The sequence below is a fragment of the Pseudomonas saudimassiliensis genome (assembly GCF_000939975.1).
GTDB lineage: Bacteria > Pseudomonadota > Gammaproteobacteria > Pseudomonadales > Pseudomonadaceae > Halopseudomonas > Halopseudomonas saudimassiliensis.
Genome location: NZ_LK391969.1, coordinates 1,385,178 through 1,405,430 on the forward strand (window position 1 = coordinate 1,385,178; position 20,253 = coordinate 1,405,430).

A 20,253-nucleotide genomic window follows, 5' to 3' on the forward strand; every position below is an offset into this window, starting at 1 on the left:
AAGTCATCTGCACCAATCTCGACTATGCTCAATACTCGTGTGCACCAAAGCGAGGTGTGAGCATGGCGTCAGACACATCATTGATTGCCGAGCAAGGCGTGGCCACCCTGCCCGATGCGGCTTGGGCGCAGGCCCGGCAACGGGCGGAAATCATCGGGCCGCTGGCAGCGCTTGATGTGGTCGGGCATGAAGCCGCCGATGCCGCTGCTCACGCGCTTGGCCTGTCCAGGCGGCAGGTGTATGTCCTAATCCGCCGTGCCCGGCAAGGTGCTGGGCTTGTGACGGACCTGGCTCGCAGCCGATCCGGCGGCGGAAAAGGCAAGGGACGCTTGCCGGAATCAGTTGAGCGCATCATCCGCGAGTTGCTGCAAAAGCGCTTCCTGACCAAGCAGAAGCGTAGCCTGGCAGCGTTCCACCGCGAGGTCGCGCAGGCTTGCAAAGCGCAAAAGCTGCGGGCGCCGGCGCGCAACACCGTGGCTCTGCGGATCGCCGGCCTCGATCCGCTCAAGGCCACTCGCCGCCGGGAAGGTCAGGATGCGTCCCGCAGCCTGCAAGGTGTCGGTGGTGAGCCTCCCGCCGTGACCGCGCCACTGGAACAAGTGCAGATTGATCACACGGTCATCGACCTGATCGTGGTGGACGAGCGCGACCGGCAACCGATTGGCCGTCCGTATCTGACCATCGCCATCGACGTGTTTACCCGCTGCGTGCTCGGCATGGTCGTCACGCTGGAAGCGCCGTCATCTGTTTCGGTCGGCCTGTGCCTTGTGCATGTCGCCTGCGACAAGCGTCCCTGGCTGGAGGGTCTGAACATAGAAATGGAGTGGCCGATGAGCGGCAAGCCCAGGCTGCTCTACCTGGACAACGCGGCCGAGTTCAAGAGCGAAGCGCTACGCCGAGGCTGCGAGCAGCATGGCATCCGGCTTGACTATCGCCCGCTCGGGCAGCCGCACTACGGCGGCATCGTGGAACGGATCATCGGCACGGCGATGCAGATGATCCACGACGAATTGCCAGGGACGACCTTCTCCAACCCTGACCAGCGCGGCGACTACGATTCCGAAAACAAGGCCGCCCTGACGCTGCGTGAGCTGGAGCGCTGGCTCACATTGGCGGTCGGCACCTACCACGGCTCCGTGCACAACGGCCTGCTCCAGCCGCCGGCAGCGCGCTGGGCCGAAGCTATCGCGCGGACCGGCGTGCCAACCGTCATCACTCGCACCACGGCTTTTCTGGTCGATTTTCTGCCCATCATCCGCCGCACGCTGACCCGCACCGGCTTCGTCATCGACCACATCCATTACTACGCCGATGCGCTCAAGCCGTGGATAGCTCGGCGCGACCGCTTGCCTGCGTTCCTGATCCGGCGCGACCCGCGCGACATCAGCCGCATTTGGGTGCTGGAGCCGGAGGGGCAGCACTATCTGGAAATTCCATACCGCACCTTGTCGCACCCGGCTGTCACCCTCTGGGAACAACGACAGGCGCTGGCGAAATTGCGGCAGCAAGGGCGCGAACAGGTGGATGAGTCGGCGCTGTTTCGCATGATCGGCCAGATGCGCGAAATCGTGTCCACCGCGCAGAAAGCTACGCGCAAGGCGCGGCGCGACGCGGATCGACGCCAGCATCTCAAGGCAACGGCAGTTCTTTTCAAAACCACGCCACCACCGGACGCGGACATGGCTGACCCGCAGGCAGACAACCAGCCACCTGCCAAACCGTTCGACCAGATTGAGGAGTGGTAGCCGTGGAAGAATATCCCATCATCGACTTGTCCCACCTGATGCCGGTGGCCCAGGGCTTGGCCCGTCTTCCGGCGGACGAACGCATCCATCGCCTTCGCGCTGACCGCTGGATCGGCTATCCGCGAGCAGTCGAGGCGCTGAATCGGCTGGAAGCCCTGTATGCGTGGCCGAACAAACAACGCATGCCCAACCTGCTGTTGGTCGGTCCAACCAACAACGGCAAGTCGATGATCGTCGAGAAATTCCGCCGCACCCATCCGGCCAGCTCCGACGCCGACCAGGAGCACATCCCAGTGTTGGTTGTGCAGATGCCGTCCGAGCCGTCGGTGATCCGCTTCTACATCGCGCTACTTGCCGCGATGGGCGCGCCATTGCGCCCGCGCCCACGGCTGCCGGAAATGGAGCAATTGGCGCTGGCACTGCTGCGCAAGGTCGGCGTGCGCATGCTGGTGATCGACGAGTTGCACAACGTCCTGGCCGGCAACAGCGTCAACCGCCGGGAATTCCTCAATCTGTTGCGTTTCCTCGGCAACGAGCTGCGCATCCCGCTGGTCGGGGTCGGCACACGCGATGCCTACTTGGCGATCCGCTCGGACGACCAGTTGGAAAACCGCTTCGAGCCGATGATGCTGCCGGTGTGGGAGGCCAACGACGATTGCTGCTCACTGCTGGCCAGCTTCGCGGCTTCACTCCCGCTGCGGCGACCCTCGTCGATTGCCACGCTGGATATGGCCCGCTACCTGCTCACGCGCAGCGAGGGCACCATCGGCGAGCTGGCGCACCTGTTGATGGCGGCGGCCGTCGCTGCCGTGGAGAGCGGTGAGGAAGCGATCAACCATCGCACGCTCAGCATGGCCGATTACACCGGTCCCAGTGAGCGGCGGCGGCAATTCGAGCGGGAACTGATGTGAAGCCAGCGCCACACTGGCCACTGCATCCGGCTCCCAGGGAAGGCGAAGCCTTGTCTTCGTGGCTCAACCGCGTGGCCCTTTGCTATCACATGGAGGTGTCCGAGCTGCTGGAGCACGATCTTGGTCACGGCCAGGTTGATGACCTGGACACCGCGCCACCACTGGCGCTGCTGGCGATGCTCTCCCAGCGGAGCGGCATCGAGCCGGACCGGCTGCGTTGCATGAGTTTCGCCGGCTGGGTGCCTTGGCTACTGGACAGCCTTGATGATCAGATTCCAGACGCATTGGAAACCTATGCGTTCCAGCTCTCGGTGCTGCTGCCGAAACTCCGCCGTAGGACGCGATCCATCACGAGCTGGCGTGCCTGGCTGCCCAGCCAGCCGATACATCGCGCCTGCCCGCTCTGTCTGAACGACCCGGCAAACCAAGCCGTACTGCTTGCATGGAAGCTGCCCCTGATGCTGAGCTGCCCGCTGCATGGCTGCTGGCTGGAATCCTATTGGGGCGTGCCTGGGCGGTTTCTCGGCTGGGAGAACGCCGACACTGCGCCGCGCACCGCCAGCGACGCGATTGCGGTGATGGACCGGCGCACCTGGCAGGCACTGACGACCGGCCATGTGGAGCTGCCGCGCCGACGCATCCACGCTGGATTGTGGTTTCGGCTACTACGCACGCTGCTCGATGAGCTGAACACCCCGCTTTCGACGTGCGGAACCTGCGCGGGGTATCTCCGCCAAGTCTGGGAAGGCTGCGGGCATCCGCTGCGTGCTGGGCAAAGTCTGTGGCGACCGTATGAAACCCTGAACCCGGCAGTACGGTTGCAGATGCTGGAGGCGGCGGCAACGGCAATCAGCTTGATTGAGGTGAGGGATATAAGCCCGCCGGGCGAGCATGCAAAGCTGTTCTGGTCCGAACCCCAAACCGGTTTCACCAGTGGCCTGTCGGCGAAAACGCCGAAGCCCGAACCCGTCGATCACTGGCAACGGGCGGTCCAGGCTATCAATGAGGCGATCATTGAAGCGCGGCACAACCCCGAGACGGCTCGCTCGCTGTTCGCGTTGGCTTCCTATGGTCGGCGCGACCCCGCTTCCCAGGAACAGTTGCGCGCCACCTTTGCAAAGGAAGGCATCCCTCCGGAATTTCTGTCACATTACGAGCCTGATGGACCCTTTGCATGTCTTAGATAGAGTGACGGGTTAAGTGACAAATTTTGACGACCAGAACTTTCCGGCGCACACTGTCACATAATCGAACGTTTGTGATACATGCTGATCGGATATGCCCGCGTCTCCAAAGCCGATGGCTCGCAGTCTCTCGACCTGCAGCACGACGCCTTGCGCGCCGCAGGTGTCGAACGGGACAATATCTATGATGATCTTGCTTCCGGCGGTCGTGATGATCGCCCTGGCTTGACTGCCTGCCTCAAGTCATTGCGTGACGGCGATGTGCTGGTGGTCTGGAAGCTCGATCGCCTCGGACGATCGCTTGCCCATCTGGTCAACACGGTGAAGGAGCTGTCAGACCGCAAGATCGGCCTGCGGGTTCTGACTGGAAAGGGCGCTCAGATCGACACCACGACTGCGTCCGGTCGCATGGTGTTCGGAATCTTCGCCACCTTGGCCGAGTTCGAGCGGGATCTGATCCGAGAGCGCACCATGGCGGGTCTCGCCTCCGCGAGAGCGCGCGGTCGCAAGGGCGGACGAAAATTCGCGCTCACCAAAGCTCAGGTGCGTCTCGCGCAAGCCGCCATGGCCCAGCGCGATACTTCAGTTTCCGATCTCTGCAAGGAACTCGGCATCGAGCGCGTCACTCTCTACCGATATGTCGGTCCCAAAGGCGAGCTCAGAGACCATGGAAAGCATGTTCTCGGACTTACGTAGCAACTCGTTTCTTTTCGCAGGTTGAGCCACCTCCGCGCTTCATCAGAAAACTGAAGGAACCTCCATTGAATCGAACTAATATTTTTTTTGGTGAATCGCATTCTGACTGGTTGCCTGTCAGAGGCGGAGAATCTGGTGATTTTGTTTTTCGACGTGGTGACGGGCATGCCTTCGCGAAAATCGCACCTGCTTCCCGCCGCGGTGAGCTCGCTGGAGAGCGTGACCGCCTCATTTGGCTCAAAGGTCGAGGTGTGGCTTGCCCCGAGGTGATCAACTGGCAGGAGGAACAGGAGGGTGCATGCTTGGTGATAACGGCAATTCCGGGAGTACCGGCGGCTGATCTGTCTGGAGCGGATTTGCTCAAAGCGTGGCCGTCAATGGGGCAGCAACTTGGCGCTGTTCACAGCCTATCGGTTGATCAATGTCCGTTTGAGCGCAGGCTGTCGCGAATGTTCGGACGCGCCGTTGATGTGGTGTCCCGCAATGCCGTCAATCCCGACTTCTTACCGGACGAGGACAAGAGTACGCCGCAGCTCGATCTTTTGGCTCGTGTCGAACGAGAGCTACCGGTGCGGCTCGACCAAGAGCGCACCGATATGGTTGTTTGCCATGGTGATCCCTGCATGCCGAACTTCATGGTGGACCCTAAAACTCTTCAATGCACGGGTCTGATCGACCTTGGGCGGCTCGGAACAGCAGATCGCTATGCCGATTTGGCACTCATGATTGCTAACGCCGAAGAGAACTGGGCAGCGCCAGATGAAGCAGAGCGCGCCTTCGCTGTCCTATTCAATGTATTGGGGATCGAAGCCCCCGACCGCGAACGCCTTGCCTTCTATCTGCGATTGGACCCTCTGACTTGGGGTTGATGTTCATGCCGCCTGTTTTTCCTGCTCATTGGCACGTTTCGCAACCTGTTCTCATTGCGGACACCTTTTCCAGCCTCGTTTGGAAAGTTTCATTGCCAGACGGGACTCCTGCAATCGTCAAGGGATTGAAACCTATAGAAGACATTGCTGATGAACTGCGCGGGGCCGACTATCTGGTATGGCGCAATGGGAGGGGAGCAGTCCGGTTGCTCGGTCGTGAGAACAATCTGATGTTGCTCGAATATGCCGGGGAGCGAATGCTCTCTCACATCGTTGCCGAGCACGGCGACTACCAGGCGACCGAAATTGCAGCGGAACTAATGGCGAAGCTGTATGCCGCATCTGAGGAACCCCTGCCTTCTGCCCTTCTCCCGATCCGGGATCGCTTTGCAGCTTTGTTTCAGCGGGCGCGCGATGATCAAAACGCAGGTTGTCAAACTGACTACGTCCACGCGGCGATTATAGCCGATCAAATGATGAGCAATGCCTCGGAACTGCGTGGGCTACATGGCGATCTGCATCATGAAAACATCATGTTCTCCAGTCGCGGCTGGCTGGTGATAGATCCCGTCGGTCTGGTCGGTGAAGTGGGCTTTGGCGCCGCCAATATGTTCTACGATCCGGCTGACAGAGACGACCTTTGTCTCGATCCTAGACGCATTGCACAGATGGCGGACGCATTCTCTCGTGCGCTGGACGTCGATCCGCGTCGCCTGCTCGACCAGGCGTACGCTTATGGGTGCCTTTCCGCAGCTTGGAACGCGGATGGAGAAGAGGAGCAACGCGATCTAGCTATCGCGGCCGCGATCAAGCAGGTGCGACAGACGTCATACTAGATATCAAGCGACTTCTCCTATCCCCTGGGAACACATCAATCTTACCGGAGAATATCGTTGGCCAAAGCCTTAGCGTAGGATTTCGCCCTCTCCCGCAAACGACCCCAACAAGCAGGCATCACGAAGCCCGCCACACCGCACACCCTCCGCCACTCGTTCGCGACGGCCTTGCTCCGCAGCGGTTACGACATTCGAACCGTGCAGGATCTGCTCGGCCATTCCGACGTCTCTACGACGATGATTTACACGCATGTGCTGAAAGTTGGCGGTGCCGGAGTGCGCTCACCGCTTGATGCGCTGCCGCCCCTCACTAGTGAGAGGTAGGGCAGCGCAAGTCAATCCTGGCGGATTCACTACCCCTGCGCGAAGGCCATCGGTGCCGCATCGAACGGCCGGTTGCGGAAAGTCCTCCCTGCGTCCGCTGATGGCCGGCAGCAGCCCGTCGTTGCCTGATGGATCCAACCCCTCCGCTGCTATAGTGCAGTCGGCTTCTGACGTTCAGTGCAGCCGTCTTCTGAAAACGACAAATTTTCCGTCGTTAAGGTCGTTCATGGGTGTTAATATATCCGTCAAGTTTTCAATGTCCTGGTTTAGTTCATGAATCAACGTATAGGGTACGCTCGCGTATCGACCGATGATCAGCACCTAGACCTGCAGCGCGACGCGCTCCAGCAGGCCGGGTGCAGCGTGATCTATGAGGAAGCGGCCAGCGGAAAGAGTGCGTTACGCCCGGAGCTTGAGCAATGCCGTAAGGCACTGCGGGCCGGAGATACCCTCGTGGTATGGCGGCTAGATCGCCTCGGGCGCAGCCTGCCAGATCTAGTGCAGATCGTGGCCGAGCTTGAGCAGTGCGGCGTGTATTTTGAAAGCCTGACCGAGAAAATCGAGACAGGCAGTGCATCGGGCAAGTTGCAATTTCATGTGTTCGCGGCGCTGGCCGAGTTCGAGCGCAGCTTGATCCGTGAGCGGACGCGGGCCGGGCTGGCAGCAGCACGCGCCCGTGGCCGGGCCGGTGGCCGCAAGCCAAAGTTAGACGACAAGCAGGTGCGAGAGATCAAAGCCCTATTGCGGGATCCAGATATTAAAGTGGCAGAGGTGGCACGCCGATATAGTGTATCCCGAACTACTTTATACAAATATGTTGGCGTAGTTACGCCTGGCTAATTAGGGTGGAGTTAAGTGAATCAGTTGTGTGGGTTTGAATTAATTAAAGCGGAGCTTATGAATGATTTTTGAGGCTACGAAAGCAGTAGGTCTTGTCAGCTCTACGAGCCTGGAAATGTCTGGCAATAGCCAAGATACGGGCATTCATACATCTAATCATGCTAGATCATTCTCTGATTATTTGGATGGCGACGCTACCACCCCACTTCTCTTGGCTGGTGATGCTTTAGATGTGCTTCGGAAACTTCCAGAAGAGTCCATTGACTTTGCTATGACATCGCCTCCGTACTGGGGGAAAAGAGAGTATGAGGGCGGTGGGATTGGTCTAGAGGGAGACTATAGAGAATTCGTTGCAGCGTTAGCAGAGATTTTCTTGGAATTGAAGCGAGTTCTTAAGTCGACAGGCTCTTTTTGGTTGAATTTGGGAGATACTTACAGCGCCAAGGGGCTTGTTGGGATTCCGTGGCGTGTAGTTTTTGAATTAACAGATAATCAAGGATGGATTCTTCGTAATAGTGTGGTGTGGAATAAGATAAAAGGTGGGATGGATAATAGTAAAGATCGGCTTGGGAATGTGCATGAAAATGTTTTTCATTTTGTTAAAAAGCCCAAAGGTTATTACTATGATGCCGATGCTATTCGCTCTAAGCCAAGAGAGGCAAAAGTTGTGAATGGTGCTGTTGTGTCAGGGACAGGTGTGTCTGGTGTTCGGTATAAGCGGCAAATAGAACTGTCGACTGAGTTATCTGAATCAGAAAAGAGAGCTGCTACTTTGGCTCTTGAAAAGATGCTGGCTGATATTTCTGCAGGGGTGATTTCTGATTTTCGTATGGTGATTCGTGGTCAGCAACGAGCGACGCATTCAGATAAGGAAAGAGTTTCAGGGCGTGCCAAAGAGCTTCGGGATAAAGGTTTCTACTTTTTAAAATATCATCCAAAAGGAAGTAAACCTTTTGATGTGTGGGACATTATTCCAGAGGATACGCAGCGCCGGAAGGCGCATTTTGCGCCATATCCTATTGATCTATGTCGTATTCCATTGCTTGCGACTTGCCCAGAGGGTGGGGTAGTTATTGATCCATTCTGTGGCACAGGAACGACCCTTGTTGCAGCGCATATGCTTGGGCGGAAATCAGTCGGGATTGATATTTCACAGAGTTACTTGGAAATTACGAAGGAAAGGTGTGGGGCGCTGCTATGAGTAAAGTTGTGGAGCTTTTTGGTAAGGCTACAGATAGAAGTGATTTGAATTGGAGTCAGATTATTTCTGGGCAGGTCTGTCCTTTTTCCGAAAAGCGGTGCTATAAGGTTAGGAAGTCTGATCCTGGAATATCTATTGGTACTTGTACGGTTTTGTACGGCAAGCCTCTTGAGCCAGTTATGATATGTCCGACAAGATTAATTGAGCGAGGGCAAATTTTTACTGACTGCTTTCATTTGCTAACCACGCATGAGCCTGGGAATGAGCTGCATATTGTTCCTGAAGTGTCTATTCCAGGTGGAAGTGTTGACTATTTTTTAGTGTCGGTTAGGAATGGTAGGGTTAAAGACTTTGTAGGTATAGAGCTTCAAACTCTTGACACTACAGGAACTGTTTGGCCTGAAAGACAAAGGCTTTTAAGGGAGCTTGGTGTTCCTCGTGGTGATGAGGCTGAAAATTTAAAAAAACCCTATGGCATGAACTGGAAGATGACTGCCAAGACTATTCTTGTGCAGATGCATCATAAAGTTCAGACTTTTGAACATGTTAATAAAAAATTAGTTCTAGTGGTTCAGGATAAACTTCTTTCCTACATGAGCAAGGAGTTTAAGTTTGATCATTTAAAAAGCCCTGCGATGATTGGGGATTCTATGCACTTTCACGCCTATAGTTTAGATCGTACTAATCCAGGTTCTCTTCACCTTTCTATGACGTCTCGTTTGAGTACAGATGCGGATGGAATGGGAGTTTGCTTGGGGTTGCAAGCAGAAGCACGGGTCGAACTTGAGATGATTATTCAGGCGCTACAGTCAAAAATTTCCTCGGCGACATTATTCAGGCCGGTATGATTCATCAAATTAATGGATGATTGGTGTCTGATGTCACGGGAAGCGAGAGGAGAAAACTGGGGAGATTGCTTGGGATGAGTCTGGGCCTGTTGATCGTTAACCACCTCGCGGCGTCGATCCGGTTCATCAAGTCTCTGGAGACCAAGATTAAGGCCAAGGTGGAGGCAATAAGAACGGCTAACGCGTTGGAGGCAGCATTCCTTTCTGATTCAAGGAAGCCGTTAAGAAGACAGCGTGAAACAGCATGACGAAAGCGAACCGTTCTTTGTTACTGACGAAGCCGAGGTTAAGATGATCGCTGCCGGTTACGAGTTCGAGCCGCCGCCCCTTGCCTGCACGATGCGTCTGCGCGACGTGCTGGAGGGTATGAGTGATACCGAGCTGGCATCGCAGCCGGGCGAGATTGCTGTCCTAGAGCGCGAGCGCCGGCTGAACAATCCATTTTCGGCTGTTTAAGCTGGATATGGTATTTTTCATGGCATTGCTAATATTTCTGTTTTTAAGTGGTTGTAAATTAAAGGAATTATCCTTTTGTTTATAATCGAGTGGGGTACATCAATCAAAACTTCACGCTATACACGTCTACGTTCCATGCAAAAATGGGTGGCCGCTGATTTTCTGCTTTAGTCGGTAGCTTTGCCTGCTCAGCTGCAGCGTGGCGAAAATGGGAGGTGAAAGTACAGGGGTCAGAAATGACCTGACGCTTGCCAAGAGACGTATATTTCAACCATTTAGGATTTTCGCCACTACCCCTTTTGGGCAAGCCCCTTGCCCCTTGTCTTGCCCTTCCCTTATAGCCTTTTACACCTTTTGCTGGCCAACCATCCGAATGGATTAGCGCCGATTTGGACGCCCACAGGTTTGGCTGCTACCTTTTGAGGAATGATCCCATTCGATAATCCAGGAGGTGGATATGGCCATCAACATATACGGTGAGCCCATTCCTGACCTCACCGCTACGAGTCCCCCAGTGGAACTGCCACAGCGCGCCGATGGGCAGCCATGCAATATTTTCGGGGAAGTTATTGCTGATGCTCAGGCCGTTGCAGAGAAAAATCACCAGCTCCCCCCTACGAGCAACGGCGTTCGCCTTGTGCAAGGAGCGGTGGTTTCAACTTTCTCCATGGTAAGCGCACTGGCAGTCATGGCAGCTAAGGCAAGCATTCGTACCGATCAAGACACTGCTCCCGGATTCGGGGATGAACTCCAGGACGGATATATGAACGGCAATGAGGGCTATGGATACTATATGGCCGGCATCAAGATCGATGACGATTAGCAGTAGGTCAAGCAAAGTGCGTCGATCACCGCACTTTGCCTTTGGTGGCGGCTCCCAGCGCGCTACTAGAACCCTGGTCCCCCGCGCTTTTTGCTCCCGAAGAGCCTTTTTCTAGTTGCTGACCAAGCTGGCTGCCTATCTTGATACCAGCCCACGCCATCACCGCCATCCAGATCATCGGTAACAACAAGAACATCGCCCACTCAATCATGACCAGCAACGATTTGTCGTACAGGTTGGCCATCCCAAATGCCGTTTCCAGCGCACCTGTGGTTGAAGCGCCGCCGCTGTACAGCATGGTAATCAAGTTATTGCTGAGCCACCTGGCCAGTTCCCACCAGAAGGTCAGAAACCAGATGGCAAACAGTCCGAAGGTCGCTGTGCCGGCGACAGTCAAGCTGTAGCCGGACATGACCATGATCAAGGGCAAAGGGATAATCACCGCCATAACCAGGACTGCCTGGACCATAGGCAACGCCATCTTCAGCATATCCATACCGGCTTTTCCTTTGGCCACATACGCGCCGCCGCCTACGCTTCCTACCATGCCAGAAGCGACGCCTGTTACTGCATCAATGGCATTCTCTACCCGACCGCCACCGCCGATATCCCGATAGCCTGCCACCGGTCGCAGGTGCCTGCCGTTAGCCGCGCCTTCCCGGGGGCTGACCATACGCCTGATGACGGCCTCTTCGGCAGAGGCGTGCACCCCTACCGCAGCTTGGATACTCGTCCACAAGCTGGGATTGACCTCATCATATAGGCGCTGGCGCAAACCATGGACGCTGTCTGACCACCATTCCGAGCAACTGGGGTAGCCGGGCTGTCCCGGGCCGGTATTGCTTCTGGCAGAATCACGCGCCTCGACATACGGGAAGCCCTGGATAGGTCGAGGCGCATAGAATGAGTCGTATAAACCAGGCGTATTCAGCAAGTGCTGAGAGCCCAGCCATGCGGTTTCCTTGGCCAGAGCACGGTCCATGTTGGGTTGTTCTCTGAACAGTTTGTTACGCGCAGCGCCGTAACATGCCAGCTGAAACTCGCTTACTTCGAGCTGTAGCACCTGATCCTCGATCTCCTGCAGATCGACTTCGGTAGCGATCGATTGCCAGTCAGGTGTACAAGGGATTGCCGCAACAGCTGTATTGGTCAGCCCCTTCGACAGGATGTGCACAAACGCCCACCAGAGCGGAATGCTTGCGGTTTGTCCGGCCATCGAATTTAGCGTAGCGCTGCCCCATTCACCTTCCCCGACCACCGCGACGGAGCAGACGTTTCCGCTATCGTCGAGCCGAGGAATGTTGTTGGCTGGGTTGATTGAGACGTCGAGCAGGGGCAAGCACGTAAATGCGTAACACAACACCATGGCATACAGCCCGGTCTCAATCCGGTTGATTGCCACCTTACCCCGGTTGCCTTCGTCATCGCCTTCCCGGCGTGCCCGGAACCATTCAGAGACCATCATGGCAATAAAGGGGACTGCTGCCAGCCCGGTCATCATCAGGGTATTCCACAGGGAGTTATTGACGATCCAGGCCAACAGCAGCAAGGGTGCTTCCATGTAATCGGTGACAACCAGGTTGGCGTTCATGTGTGGCCCCATGCTGCATACAGGTTGTACATCTCAACGACCACGGCGAGCATTACGACGGCGCACTCCAGGCGATGTAACCGAGCCAGGCTTTCAGCCCCACCATCCGCATCCTCCTTTAACCATCGCACGACCCGCTTGCGCAGTTGGCCCATCCACGCCAGTACCAGCAGGGCGTACATCAATAAGCGCCAGGCTAGAAAGGCGGGGGCAGCTGACTTAAGTAGCTGCCCATAACCGTCGATTCCGCCGGCCATCCGCGACCCCAGGTACACCATCATCAAGCCGACGGTAAGCATGACCAGAGTTGCAATGGTCGCAACCAGGGTCAGGCGCTTGAAGTTACCTTTGTGACTCATCAGGGAGTTCCCGGGCTGGGTTTAGGCCGGCCACGACTATCGAACAGCGAATCAGGCGAGAATGTTTCTGCTTGGCTGGCACCCTCTGATCTGCCAGCTGCGCGCTCAAGCGCGATCATGGCTGTGTTGTTTGCCATCGCAGTACGGATCTCCAGTTCTGTCTTGAGGGCGTCGATATCCCGATCCAGCGAGTCGAACTTCTGGTTCAGCGCCGGCGCGATGGGTGACTGCACGCTGGCCGAAACCTCGGCTATTGCTGGTTCAGTCATTCCGGCCAGTAACGTGCGCCGGGCCCACATGGCTTTGATCAAGGTACGTGACAGTGCCATTTCGCTTGCCAGCCGGTGAGCCAGCAGCTCCGAGTCCGGGTCCGCCCGGATCGCTTCGATGACGCCGCGGGAAACAGCCAAGCCCTCACCACCTGATACCTGTCGCAGGTTCTCGGGGTTGATCTCCAGGGACCCGGCAAGCAGCTGGGTCAGAATATCCAGGATGTTTTGCTGTTCTTCCTCCAGATCCTTGATCAGACCAGTCCCGGCACGGCCCGCTCCGCGCTCGCAGTTATCACAGGTCTGCAGCCGTGTTTCGCCAATAACCTTGGTAATCCAGATCGCTGCATCTTCAGGAGTGCCCCATAAAGTACACATGCCACCCCGGCAGACCCCGGTAGCCGTCGCCACGCTACCCGCCTGGTTGCCACCACCAGGCCAAGAGCCGCTGTTGGTGGGTGCAGCTCCCCAGCCGGTACCTCCACCGCTGATCGGCTGGGTTTCCAAGGAGCTACGCTCATGCAGCAAGTTATAACCAGCCACCACAACATCGGTGACGACATTGATCGGCTCCTGCCCCTGGCCACCGCGCTTGCTGCCTCCCACCCAAGTCACGCCGTCATTACCGGCCGTTTGCTCCACCTGTGCCTGAGCCTGGACGGGGTCACGAGTGCTCGCTGCCGCATTTGACCAGGCCTCACCCGCAGCGACCTGCTGCAATCTTGAGCCCATCATCCAGTCGCCCATCTGGCCGGCCATGCTCTGGCATGACAGCTTGCCGCGGTCAAAGTCCAGCCTGCCCTGCAACACCCCGTTGCTCAGCAGCTCATACAGCTGTGGGTAGGAACGCTGGATGATCATGGCCGGCAGCGATGCAACGGCCCCCTGGGCGTTCTGAATCACGTTGCCCATCAGATTCTGGAAAGTATTGGTCACGCCATTGAGTGAATTTGATACCGAGTATCCGAGATCAAAATTGCCGCATGATGCGTCCATGTTCCAACGCACCCCCATGTTGACCAAGGCGGGCGACTGAGGGATGCCGGAGGACGCGGCAATGGAAATCGGGTTGGCACCACCAATGCGGTAATAGACCTCATCCGCTGCGCTGACAGTCAGGCATGAGGCCAGTAGCGCTATCGCGCAGAACAGGGTTATTCGGCGCTTCATTTCATCCTCCGGTGTGCACGAGCAATACCTGGCCACGCCGCTCACAGCAGCTGTAAGGCCGCCACAGCGCCCAAACATAATCACCACTGCCATCGGTTCGATCGCCATACGAAGCAAGATGCCCGCGGTCAGGCCAGACAGAGCAGCTGCTTTCGAGACTGGGTGCCAATGCCTGCCATCTATGGGTAGACGCATCACCCTCCACGACGGCCGATAACGGCGGCCACCAGCCGTCGCGAGCAACCGGGGTGAGCGGCTGGTAAACATGCGGCGAATTGCGACGGGTGACCAGGTCGGCTACGCGCTGTGCCGCCAGCGCCCCGCCGCGATAGTCATCGGATTGAGAAACGAAGCCACTACGTGGGTAGATATTTCCCCAGTTATCCCCCAGCCGTCCCAGCTCGCGCATACCGGGGGTATAGGCCTGGGGATACAGCCGCTCAACCAACGCATGCCGCCAGCCCACAGTGTCCAGCGTGGACAAGAAGTGCGGGTTCATGGAGAAGGTGCCCGACGCGCAAATCATGCCCGACATGTTGTTCAGCGCCGAGAACATAGAGGTGGCCGGGTGGCCGATGGCATCGACATTCTTGAACCGCAAAATATCCCGTGCATTGGCATGCCGGCCGGTCATGTTGCCGCCGCCTTCTGCCCGGCCGCTGACGGGCGGACTCATCGCAGCAACATCTGTCCAGGGATTCGCTCCGGTGCTGTTGTAGCTGGAGACCACCAGCTCCGGGACATAATGTTTGACCTTTACTGATGTTCTTACGGTGCAGCCATACGAGCAGAACAGCCAGGCACATATACCAACCGCTTGATAATCCACACAGGCCGGTGAAACCGCTGAAGACACAATCTCCGCCGTGGAGATCTCACCAGCCTGCACCGGTGTTGTCGCCAGCACGGTCAGACAGAGTCCGATGAGTCCGTTAAGAAGCGCTCTACTCTGCATGGGACATGGCCTCCTCAATGAGATAGACGGCACGCGCCACGTCCGTTTCGCCATATACGACATTGCCGTCGACCACCACCGCCGGGATCTTCTCAACGCCTAACACCCAGGCTCGGGATACGGCCAGAGCCGCGTGCTCGTAACGCTCCAGCATCTCTGCCCAGCGCTCGCCCTGCATACGCTCCAACGCAACAGAGCCGGCCTGATCCGGGTTAGCAGGCAAGCCCAGAGACAACACCTCGTCCAGTCCCACCAGAGCATCCAGTTCGACCACCACCGCGTTCGATGGGACATTGCTCAGCGTCAGGTGTGAGGCGCTGAACACTTCGATACCTGCAAAGGCTGGAGTGGACAGGAGCATGCTGATACCCAGGATATTCAGGGTAATGACGGAGGTTTTGATCCAGCTGCGGGTTCTCATCGATCTATTCCCCGCTTTTCATCCAGCCGCCGGGCTATTTCGATCGCTGCGTCCAGTTCAGAACAACCGTCATCCTGCATGATCCGGCGGCGCTCGGCCTTTTCCTCACCTTCAGTGCCAGCAAGAGCCAGATACAGGCTGGGCGGCACCACCCGAAACAGTGATTCAAGACGTCCGCCCAGTACCACTCCTTCGGTATATTTGCGGGTGACCTTGGTCGCAGACTGCACCAGCTTGCGCTGATCCTCCGAGAGCTCCTTAAAGCGCATGACCTTGGCCACCTCATCCGGCGGCATGGTCAGCAGCACCCACCACTCGATCATGTTCAGCAGTTTGGTTGCTACTTCCGGGAAGTCTTCCAGGTTCTGGGTAGCCATCCACAGCCAGTGCGATAACTTTCTGCCCATCTTGCCTACGGATACCAGAAACGGGGCCAGCAGCGGATTGGTGGTCAGCAAGTGGGATTCATCGATCACCTGGACAATGGGACGACCACCGTACTGATCGCGCTCAGCCATAGCGGTAATGACGTTGGTGATGGAGATGATGGACAGCGCCAGCTGCGCGGTATATCCGCCGTCAGCGTAATGGGCCAAGTCGATAATGGTAACGTCGCACTCAGGCCACGCTTCTCCAGGCCGGTTGAACACCTCCCCATCAAAGCCATCAACGTAGAGCCCCATGGCTTCGCCCATTTCGTAAGCTCGCCTGCGGCCATGCTCAGGTGTATCGGTAAGAAGGGCTATCTCACGAAAAGCGGCCCGGACATCTTCAGTCAGACACTGCCGGCCTTCGCTGACCGCGCTGCGTGCCGCGCGGAAGATCGCATCTCGGACCGTGCGCTGGTCACTGCGGCGAAACAACGCCTCCTCCTTGGGGTCGCCGCCGGTGATCATCAGCCTGGCGGTGATCTCCATTTCACCGAGGATATTGCGCTCCTCTTCCGCTTCTTCGTCCATTTCCAGATCCGCCGGATCGTCTTCCATCCCGGCCCGCGCCTCGATATCCTTCAGCTGCCTGCGTCGCAACTCTTCCGGCTCCAGCAGCCGGTGAGCCTCGGCAAAGGGAGGCAGGCGGACACCGCTGCCAGGTGACAAACGCACTTGATTAACCGTCAGCCCGAGGCGCTCAAAATACTGACCGAGCAGCCCAAAGCTGTTGCCCTTCTCAATAATGAACAGACGGGGCCTGCGCACCGCCATCAGCTGAGCCAGCATGGCATTCAACGTCGCCGATTTACCCGCCCCGGTCGGGCCGAAAATCAACATATGCGCATTGGCCTGACGATCATCCAGGTTAAGCGGATCAAAGCTCAGGGTTTCGCCCCCGCGGTTGAAGAAACTCAACCCCGGATTGCCCGTGCCCCGGGCTCGACCAAAAACGGGCGCCAGGTTGGCAAGATGCTGCACAAACTGAAACTGGGTGTACCAGCGGTTTTTCCGGTCCAGCTCCGGCTGGAAATTCATTGGCACCCAGCGCAGGTAACTGTTCAACGCCGCGACTTCATCTTCCAGTTCGGTCGGCTTGAGGTTCGCGTTAATGAGGTGAGTACAGAGCTGCAGCAACCGGGTATCCAGTTCTGCATCGGAACTGCCACGGAGAAAGAACACCAGGCTGCTCTGATACAGCTTGTGGCTCTCACTCAGCATATCCCGCGCCTTATCACAGTCATGACGAACACTGGCAGCCAGTACCGAGTCGCCAATGGCTTTCTGACGCAAGGCATTGATATGCGCTTCCAGCGGCTCCTGCGGGGTAGCGATGATCGTCAGGCAGGCCACCGTGCCTTCAGGCATATGGTCAAACAAGGCGTTGCGCGCGTTGGAGTCACCACGGGGTAACTCGCCCGTCAGATGCCCGAGTTTGGGCGGCGTTCTCACTTCCTCAACCGGCACCACACAATGCGGCATGCCATCGAAATACCACAGGCCCGTATCCGCATCGCCACGGGGGCTGGACGCCAGCAAACCTTCCGCTAGGTCATATGACCAGGATGGCTGCTCTGGGTATCTAAAGCAGTCATGGAATGCTCTGGGGCTGTCCGGTGACAGCCGCGGACGCGGATTAAACCAGGGCATCATCCAGTTGTGGAAGTCCGCACCGTTGTAGCGCTTCATACGCAAGCCGGCGGCCCCCAGGCTGCCGGTGAGCCGGTCATAGACATGGTTTGCGGCCGCCTCGGGATTCAGCGAGCGCTTGCGGTCGCCAATGCGTTTCTTGCCCTTTTTGGCGTGCTCCGGCAGCCAGCGGTACAGCACCAGCCGGGCTCTTCTTGTATGCCCGCGCCATTCTGCCTGAGTGACGATCTCATCGACAAAAAGACCACCTGGCCGGGAAATAGCTGCCAAGTGCCGCTCCATATTTTCCAGCCAGTCCTGGGTGAAAGGACTCTGACGCACCGCCGGTTTGATGTATGCCTGTATTGCAGCAATATCAGCTCGGGGATCGGTATCGTCACTGACATACATCTGCACCACCCAGGGGTAGTCATCCTCTTCCGGCAGACTGTCCTGCAAGGCAGCCTCAATCTGATCGCGCAGCTGCTCCAGTGATTCCGGCGAACGGCCTTCCGTAGGGAGGGGAACAACCTCTGCGACTATTCCCACCGACTTGCCATCTTCCAAGAGAAAGCACCCAGACTCCTCTAGATATTCAACCCATGGGAGTCGACTGGTAAAGCTGGGAGCACGCCGGTACATCCGGCGCAGCATCTCCATGGTCGTGGGTTTGCCGCGTGGCAGTACCAAGCGCTGGTTCGCTTCATCGTTCAGCAGACCTTCAACCTGGCCCATGTTCACCGAAGCATCCGGCTCAGAGCGGACTTCCTGCCGGTCTGTCGTGGACGAGTAGAATCTCGCCATGATCCCATTCAGTCCGGTCATCAGCGCCTCCTTATCGGACGGTCGAGTGCATCCATGTCCGGGATGGCCATCTCACCCGGCATGGCATATTCAGGCATGGTGTACAGCGGAAACACTGTGGAGTAGCCTGGCACGGGAACCGGTTCCCCTCCGGCCACGTGAGGAAAGACGTACATGACCAGGTCGGGATTGGGCAGGCGTGCAAACTGACTGTAGATTTCATTTGCCGCATTGCGGGTGTACTGAATCCGCTGCTCCACGATATGCTGGTCACCGATGGGGCGACGTAAATCCGACCGGGCATCAAGCAGCGCTTGCTGACTCAGATTGTCACCACTATTGCCGCCAGCAGATTGGCGCCAGATATCTTGCATTGTCTGGCCGCCATGCGGCATCAGCTCCTCCTTGGATGTGGCGCATCCGGTCAGTGCCACTACCAGCAAGATCACAACAAGGCTATTAGGGAAGCTCATTGAAGACCCCCGCAGGTGTCTGATGGCGCACCTTGCGGCCCGCCTGGTCATAGTCGATTTCCAGAGGCTGCTCGATATGCACAGCAACCTGGACGCCGGGTTGTACGTACACGGCTGCAAATGCTTCGCCGTATAACCGGTTAACCCAGTCGGAGATATCGGAAATACCGTTAGTCAGCACTGAGGCAGCGGCCTGGTTTCCGGTGATGGCTGTGGATACCGAGCCGTCAGTGTTGATAGTGGCGACGCCCGTCGACTCATCAATCAGGCTTGATGCGACAGCCGCCCCCGCCGCTGTAATCAGTGCGCGGCTACCCAGATACTCCTTGGCATTGCTGCGACGGATGCCACTGACACAAGGAATCCCATAGGGGTCGGAGATATAACCCAGCACGTCATCACTGGATCGCGTTCGTGAGAGGTTACCCGTAGCAGGTTGGGGAATGGTACGGACAGTTCCATCTTTAAAGACAAAGGTCATCGAGGTAATGGCACCTCTCACACAAGACAACGTCCAGTCGCCGGTTGCCGTACCACTGACGATGGCCGAGTGAACCTCGGGTATCTCAATGTGGTTTGCCGTGAGGTTATCCTTGCCGATGATCACCTTGAACGGATACGGATCACTGACAGTGCCGTTCACCGGCACGCGACCAATCAATGCCGTCATGCCGAGCGACCCCATCAAAGTGGCGTTGGCCGGTACAGTGTAAACCGGCTCCAGCAGCGCAGCATCAGGCTGGCCGGTAGCCTTGGACTCAAGGCTTGAGGCACCTCTACTCACAGAATCGGCGAGCAGTCCTGCCTCGTCAGCGAAGGAAGATGGGAACGACCACTTGCCCTGGTTTCGTCCTGTCTGAGCTTGCTCCCCATCCATGGGTTTAACCCAGACAACCGGGCTTGCTGAACCCTGACCGGTATCACCCCATCCGCTACCAATCGGCATACGTCCATGCTCGCCAGTACCGGCTTCTCTGGAGTAATTGTTCTTCAACTGATCAAATTGCTGCTCTAAACGGCTCAGCAAGGACTGCTCGCGGATGCGCTGGGCATCTTCCATCCGACGGCGCTCCTGCTGCATCAGCGTTTCGAGCTTGCGATCAACATGTCTGTTCTCCTCGGTCAGCTTCCGGTTCTGATCTGCCAACTGCTGGCTTTCAGATCGAGTTCCTTCCAGGTCCTGCTCCATCATCTTCACCCGGCCTACGAGGGTGGCGACGGTATCCTGTGGCGTATCACCCTCTACACCCAGCAATTTCAACTCTTCGGGTTTGAGCTCCAGCGTGGTGTCGGAGAGCTGATGCGACCGCTCTGCGTCGTTATCGCCGCCACTGGCCATAACAACGACCAAGAGAACAATCACCAATACAGCCGGAACCAGGATTTTCAGGAAGCCGTTGCTTTTCAGTGCCATGGCCATC

Annotated in this window: 20 protein-coding genes and 1 pseudogene; 13 read left to right on the plus strand and 8 right to left on the minus strand. The window is 57.2% G+C overall.

All coding sequences use genetic code 11. The features are described from left to right. The first annotated feature begins 62 nt into the window (after positions 1-62). From VG99_RS06445 to VG99_RS06495, 13 genes and pseudogenes are all read left to right on the plus strand, one after another. A complete protein-coding gene (locus VG99_RS06445; RefSeq protein WP_010791757.1) occupies positions 63-1,745 on the plus strand; it encodes a Mu transposase C-terminal domain-containing protein in 1,683 nt (560 codons plus the stop codon). 2 nt (positions 1,746-1,747) lie between these two features. Next, positions 1,748-2,656, plus strand: a complete 909-nt coding sequence (locus tag VG99_RS06450) for a TniB family NTP-binding protein (RefSeq protein ID WP_038612208.1) — start codon at positions 1,748-1,750, stop codon at positions 2,654-2,656. Positions 2,657-2,706: 50 nt separating this feature from the next. Continuing rightward, entirely contained in the window at positions 2,707-3,843 is a 1,137-nt protein-coding gene (locus VG99_RS06455) for a TniQ family protein (RefSeq protein ID WP_430308200.1), read from the plus strand. Between the two features lie 78 nt (positions 3,844-3,921). After that, complete coding sequence (locus VG99_RS06460; RefSeq protein WP_000904906.1) at positions 3,922-4,536, plus strand: recombinase family protein; 615 nt, start codon at positions 3,922-3,924, stop codon at positions 4,534-4,536. 65 nt (positions 4,537-4,601) lie between these two features. Continuing rightward, on the plus strand, positions 4,602-5,405 hold the full coding sequence (gene aph(3'')-Ib / locus VG99_RS06465) for an aminoglycoside O-phosphotransferase APH(3'')-Ib (RefSeq protein WP_001082319.1): 804 nt from the start codon (positions 4,602-4,604) through the stop codon (positions 5,403-5,405). Then, positions 5,405-6,241, plus strand: a complete 837-nt coding sequence (locus VG99_RS06470; protein WP_000480968.1) for an aminoglycoside O-phosphotransferase APH(6)-Id — start codon at positions 5,405-5,407, stop codon at positions 6,239-6,241. The genes aph(3'')-Ib and VG99_RS06470 overlap by 1 nt, the downstream gene beginning before the upstream one ends. A 105-nt stretch (positions 6,242-6,346) precedes the next feature. Then, positions 6,347-6,565, plus strand: a pseudogene (locus VG99_RS15700) (tyrosine-type recombinase/integrase); the annotation flags it as partial. A gap of 273 nt (positions 6,566-6,838) precedes the next feature. Beyond that, complete coding sequence (locus VG99_RS06475) at positions 6,839-7,405, plus strand: recombinase family protein (RefSeq protein WP_044498932.1); 567 nt, start codon at positions 6,839-6,841, stop codon at positions 7,403-7,405. 61 nt (positions 7,406-7,466) lie between these two features. Continuing rightward, positions 7,467-8,606, plus strand: coding sequence for a DNA-methyltransferase (locus tag VG99_RS15710; protein WP_044498933.1), 1,140 nt, complete (start codon positions 7,467-7,469; stop codon positions 8,604-8,606). Then, positions 8,603-9,454, plus strand: a complete 852-nt coding sequence (locus tag VG99_RS06485) for a NotI family restriction endonuclease (protein ID WP_044498934.1) — start codon at positions 8,603-8,605, stop codon at positions 9,452-9,454. The genes VG99_RS15710 and VG99_RS06485 overlap by 4 nt, the downstream gene beginning before the upstream one ends. A gap of 23 nt (positions 9,455-9,477) precedes the next feature. Beyond that, positions 9,478-9,702, plus strand: coding sequence for a hypothetical protein (locus tag VG99_RS16060; RefSeq protein WP_158023887.1), 225 nt, complete (start codon positions 9,478-9,480; stop codon positions 9,700-9,702). After that, on the plus strand, positions 9,689-9,910 hold the full coding sequence (locus VG99_RS06490; protein WP_044498935.1) for a hypothetical protein: 222 nt from the start codon (positions 9,689-9,691) through the stop codon (positions 9,908-9,910). Before VG99_RS16060 ends, VG99_RS06490 begins: the two co-directional genes overlap by 14 nt. Before the next feature lie 457 nt (positions 9,911-10,367). Continuing rightward, a complete protein-coding gene (locus tag VG99_RS06495; protein ID WP_044498936.1) occupies positions 10,368-10,733 on the plus strand; it encodes a hypothetical protein in 366 nt (121 codons plus the stop codon). A 25-nt stretch (positions 10,734-10,758) separates the two neighbouring features. Here VG99_RS06495 and VG99_RS06500 read toward each other — a convergent pair whose 3' ends face one another. From VG99_RS06500 to VG99_RS06535, 8 genes are read right to left on the minus strand one after another with little or no spacing between them, the layout of a single operon-like run. Continuing rightward, entirely contained in the window at positions 10,759-12,324 is a 1,566-nt protein-coding gene (locus VG99_RS06500) for a conjugal transfer protein TraG N-terminal domain-containing protein (protein WP_044498937.1), read from the minus strand. Beyond that, a complete protein-coding gene (locus VG99_RS06505; protein ID WP_044498938.1) occupies positions 12,321-12,683 on the minus strand; it encodes a hypothetical protein in 363 nt (120 codons plus the stop codon). Before VG99_RS06505 ends, VG99_RS06500 begins: the two co-directional genes overlap by 4 nt. After that, complete coding sequence (locus tag VG99_RS06510) at positions 12,683-14,122, minus strand: hypothetical protein (protein WP_044498939.1); 1,440 nt, start codon at positions 14,120-14,122, stop codon at positions 12,683-12,685. Before VG99_RS06510 ends, VG99_RS06505 begins: the two co-directional genes overlap by 1 nt. Position 14,123: 1 nt before the next feature. Continuing rightward, positions 14,124-15,077, minus strand: coding sequence for a TIGR03756 family integrating conjugative element protein (locus VG99_RS06515; protein ID WP_052508717.1), 954 nt, complete (start codon positions 15,075-15,077; stop codon positions 14,124-14,126). After that, entirely contained in the window at positions 15,067-15,498 is a 432-nt protein-coding gene (locus VG99_RS06520) for a TIGR03757 family integrating conjugative element protein (protein ID WP_044498941.1), read from the minus strand. Before VG99_RS06520 ends, VG99_RS06515 begins: the two co-directional genes overlap by 11 nt. Next, positions 15,495-18,380: a conjugative transfer ATPase gene (locus VG99_RS06525; protein WP_204216695.1), complete on the minus strand. Its 2,886-nt coding sequence runs from the start codon at positions 18,378-18,380 to the stop codon at positions 15,495-15,497. Before VG99_RS06525 ends, VG99_RS06520 begins: the two co-directional genes overlap by 4 nt. Continuing rightward, on the minus strand, positions 18,380-18,832 hold the full coding sequence (locus VG99_RS06530) for a TIGR03751 family conjugal transfer lipoprotein (protein ID WP_044498942.1): 453 nt from the start codon (positions 18,830-18,832) through the stop codon (positions 18,380-18,382). The genes VG99_RS06525 and VG99_RS06530 overlap by 1 nt, the downstream gene beginning before the upstream one ends. Then, the gene (locus tag VG99_RS06535; RefSeq protein WP_239419827.1) at positions 18,819-20,252 is read right to left on the minus strand and encodes a TIGR03752 family integrating conjugative element protein; all 1,434 of its coding nucleotides are present in this window, start codon (positions 20,250-20,252) and stop codon (positions 18,819-18,821) included. Before VG99_RS06535 ends, VG99_RS06530 begins: the two co-directional genes overlap by 14 nt. Position 20,253: the final 1 nt, after the last annotated feature.

Excerpts from the sequence above, each read along its gene's own strand:
- VG99_RS06445 (WP_010791757.1), top strand. The coding sequence starts at position 63 with ATGGCGTCAGACACATCATTGATTGCCGAGCAAGGCGTGGCCACCCTG.
- VG99_RS06460 (WP_000904906.1), top strand. The coding sequence starts at position 3,922 with ATGCTGATCGGATATGCCCGCGTCTCCAAAGCCGATGGCTCGCAGTCT.
- VG99_RS06470 (WP_000480968.1), top strand. The coding sequence starts at position 5,405 with ATGTTCATGCCGCCTGTTTTTCCTGCTCATTGGCACGTTTCGCAACCT.
- VG99_RS06475 (WP_044498932.1), top strand. The coding sequence starts at position 6,839 with ATGAATCAACGTATAGGGTACGCTCGCGTATCGACCGATGATCAGCAC.
- VG99_RS15710 (WP_044498933.1), top strand. The coding sequence starts at position 7,467 with ATGATTTTTGAGGCTACGAAAGCAGTAGGTCTTGTCAGCTCTACGAGC.
- VG99_RS06485 (WP_044498934.1), top strand. The coding sequence starts at position 8,603 with ATGAGTAAAGTTGTGGAGCTTTTTGGTAAGGCTACAGATAGAAGTGAT.
- VG99_RS06495 (WP_044498936.1), top strand. The coding sequence starts at position 10,368 with ATGGCCATCAACATATACGGTGAGCCCATTCCTGACCTCACCGCTACG.
- VG99_RS06500 (WP_044498937.1), bottom strand. The coding sequence starts at position 12,324 with ATGAACGCCAACCTGGTTGTCACCGATTACATGGAAGCACCCTTGCTG.
- VG99_RS06505 (WP_044498938.1), bottom strand. The coding sequence starts at position 12,683 with ATGAGTCACAAAGGTAACTTCAAGCGCCTGACCCTGGTTGCGACCATT.
- VG99_RS06510 (WP_044498939.1), bottom strand. The coding sequence starts at position 14,122 with ATGAAGCGCCGAATAACCCTGTTCTGCGCGATAGCGCTACTGGCCTCA.
- VG99_RS06515 (WP_052508717.1), bottom strand. The coding sequence starts at position 15,077 with ATGCAGAGTAGAGCGCTTCTTAACGGACTCATCGGACTCTGTCTGACC.
- VG99_RS06520 (WP_044498941.1), bottom strand. The coding sequence starts at position 15,498 with ATGAGAACCCGCAGCTGGATCAAAACCTCCGTCATTACCCTGAATATC.
- VG99_RS06525 (WP_204216695.1), bottom strand. The coding sequence starts at position 18,380 with ATGACCGGACTGAATGGGATCATGGCGAGATTCTACTCGTCCACGACA.
- VG99_RS06530 (WP_044498942.1), bottom strand. The coding sequence starts at position 18,832 with ATGAGCTTCCCTAATAGCCTTGTTGTGATCTTGCTGGTAGTGGCACTG.
- VG99_RS06535 (WP_239419827.1), bottom strand. The coding sequence starts at position 20,252 with ATGGCCATGGCACTGAAAAGCAACGGCTTCCTGAAAATCCTGGTTCCG.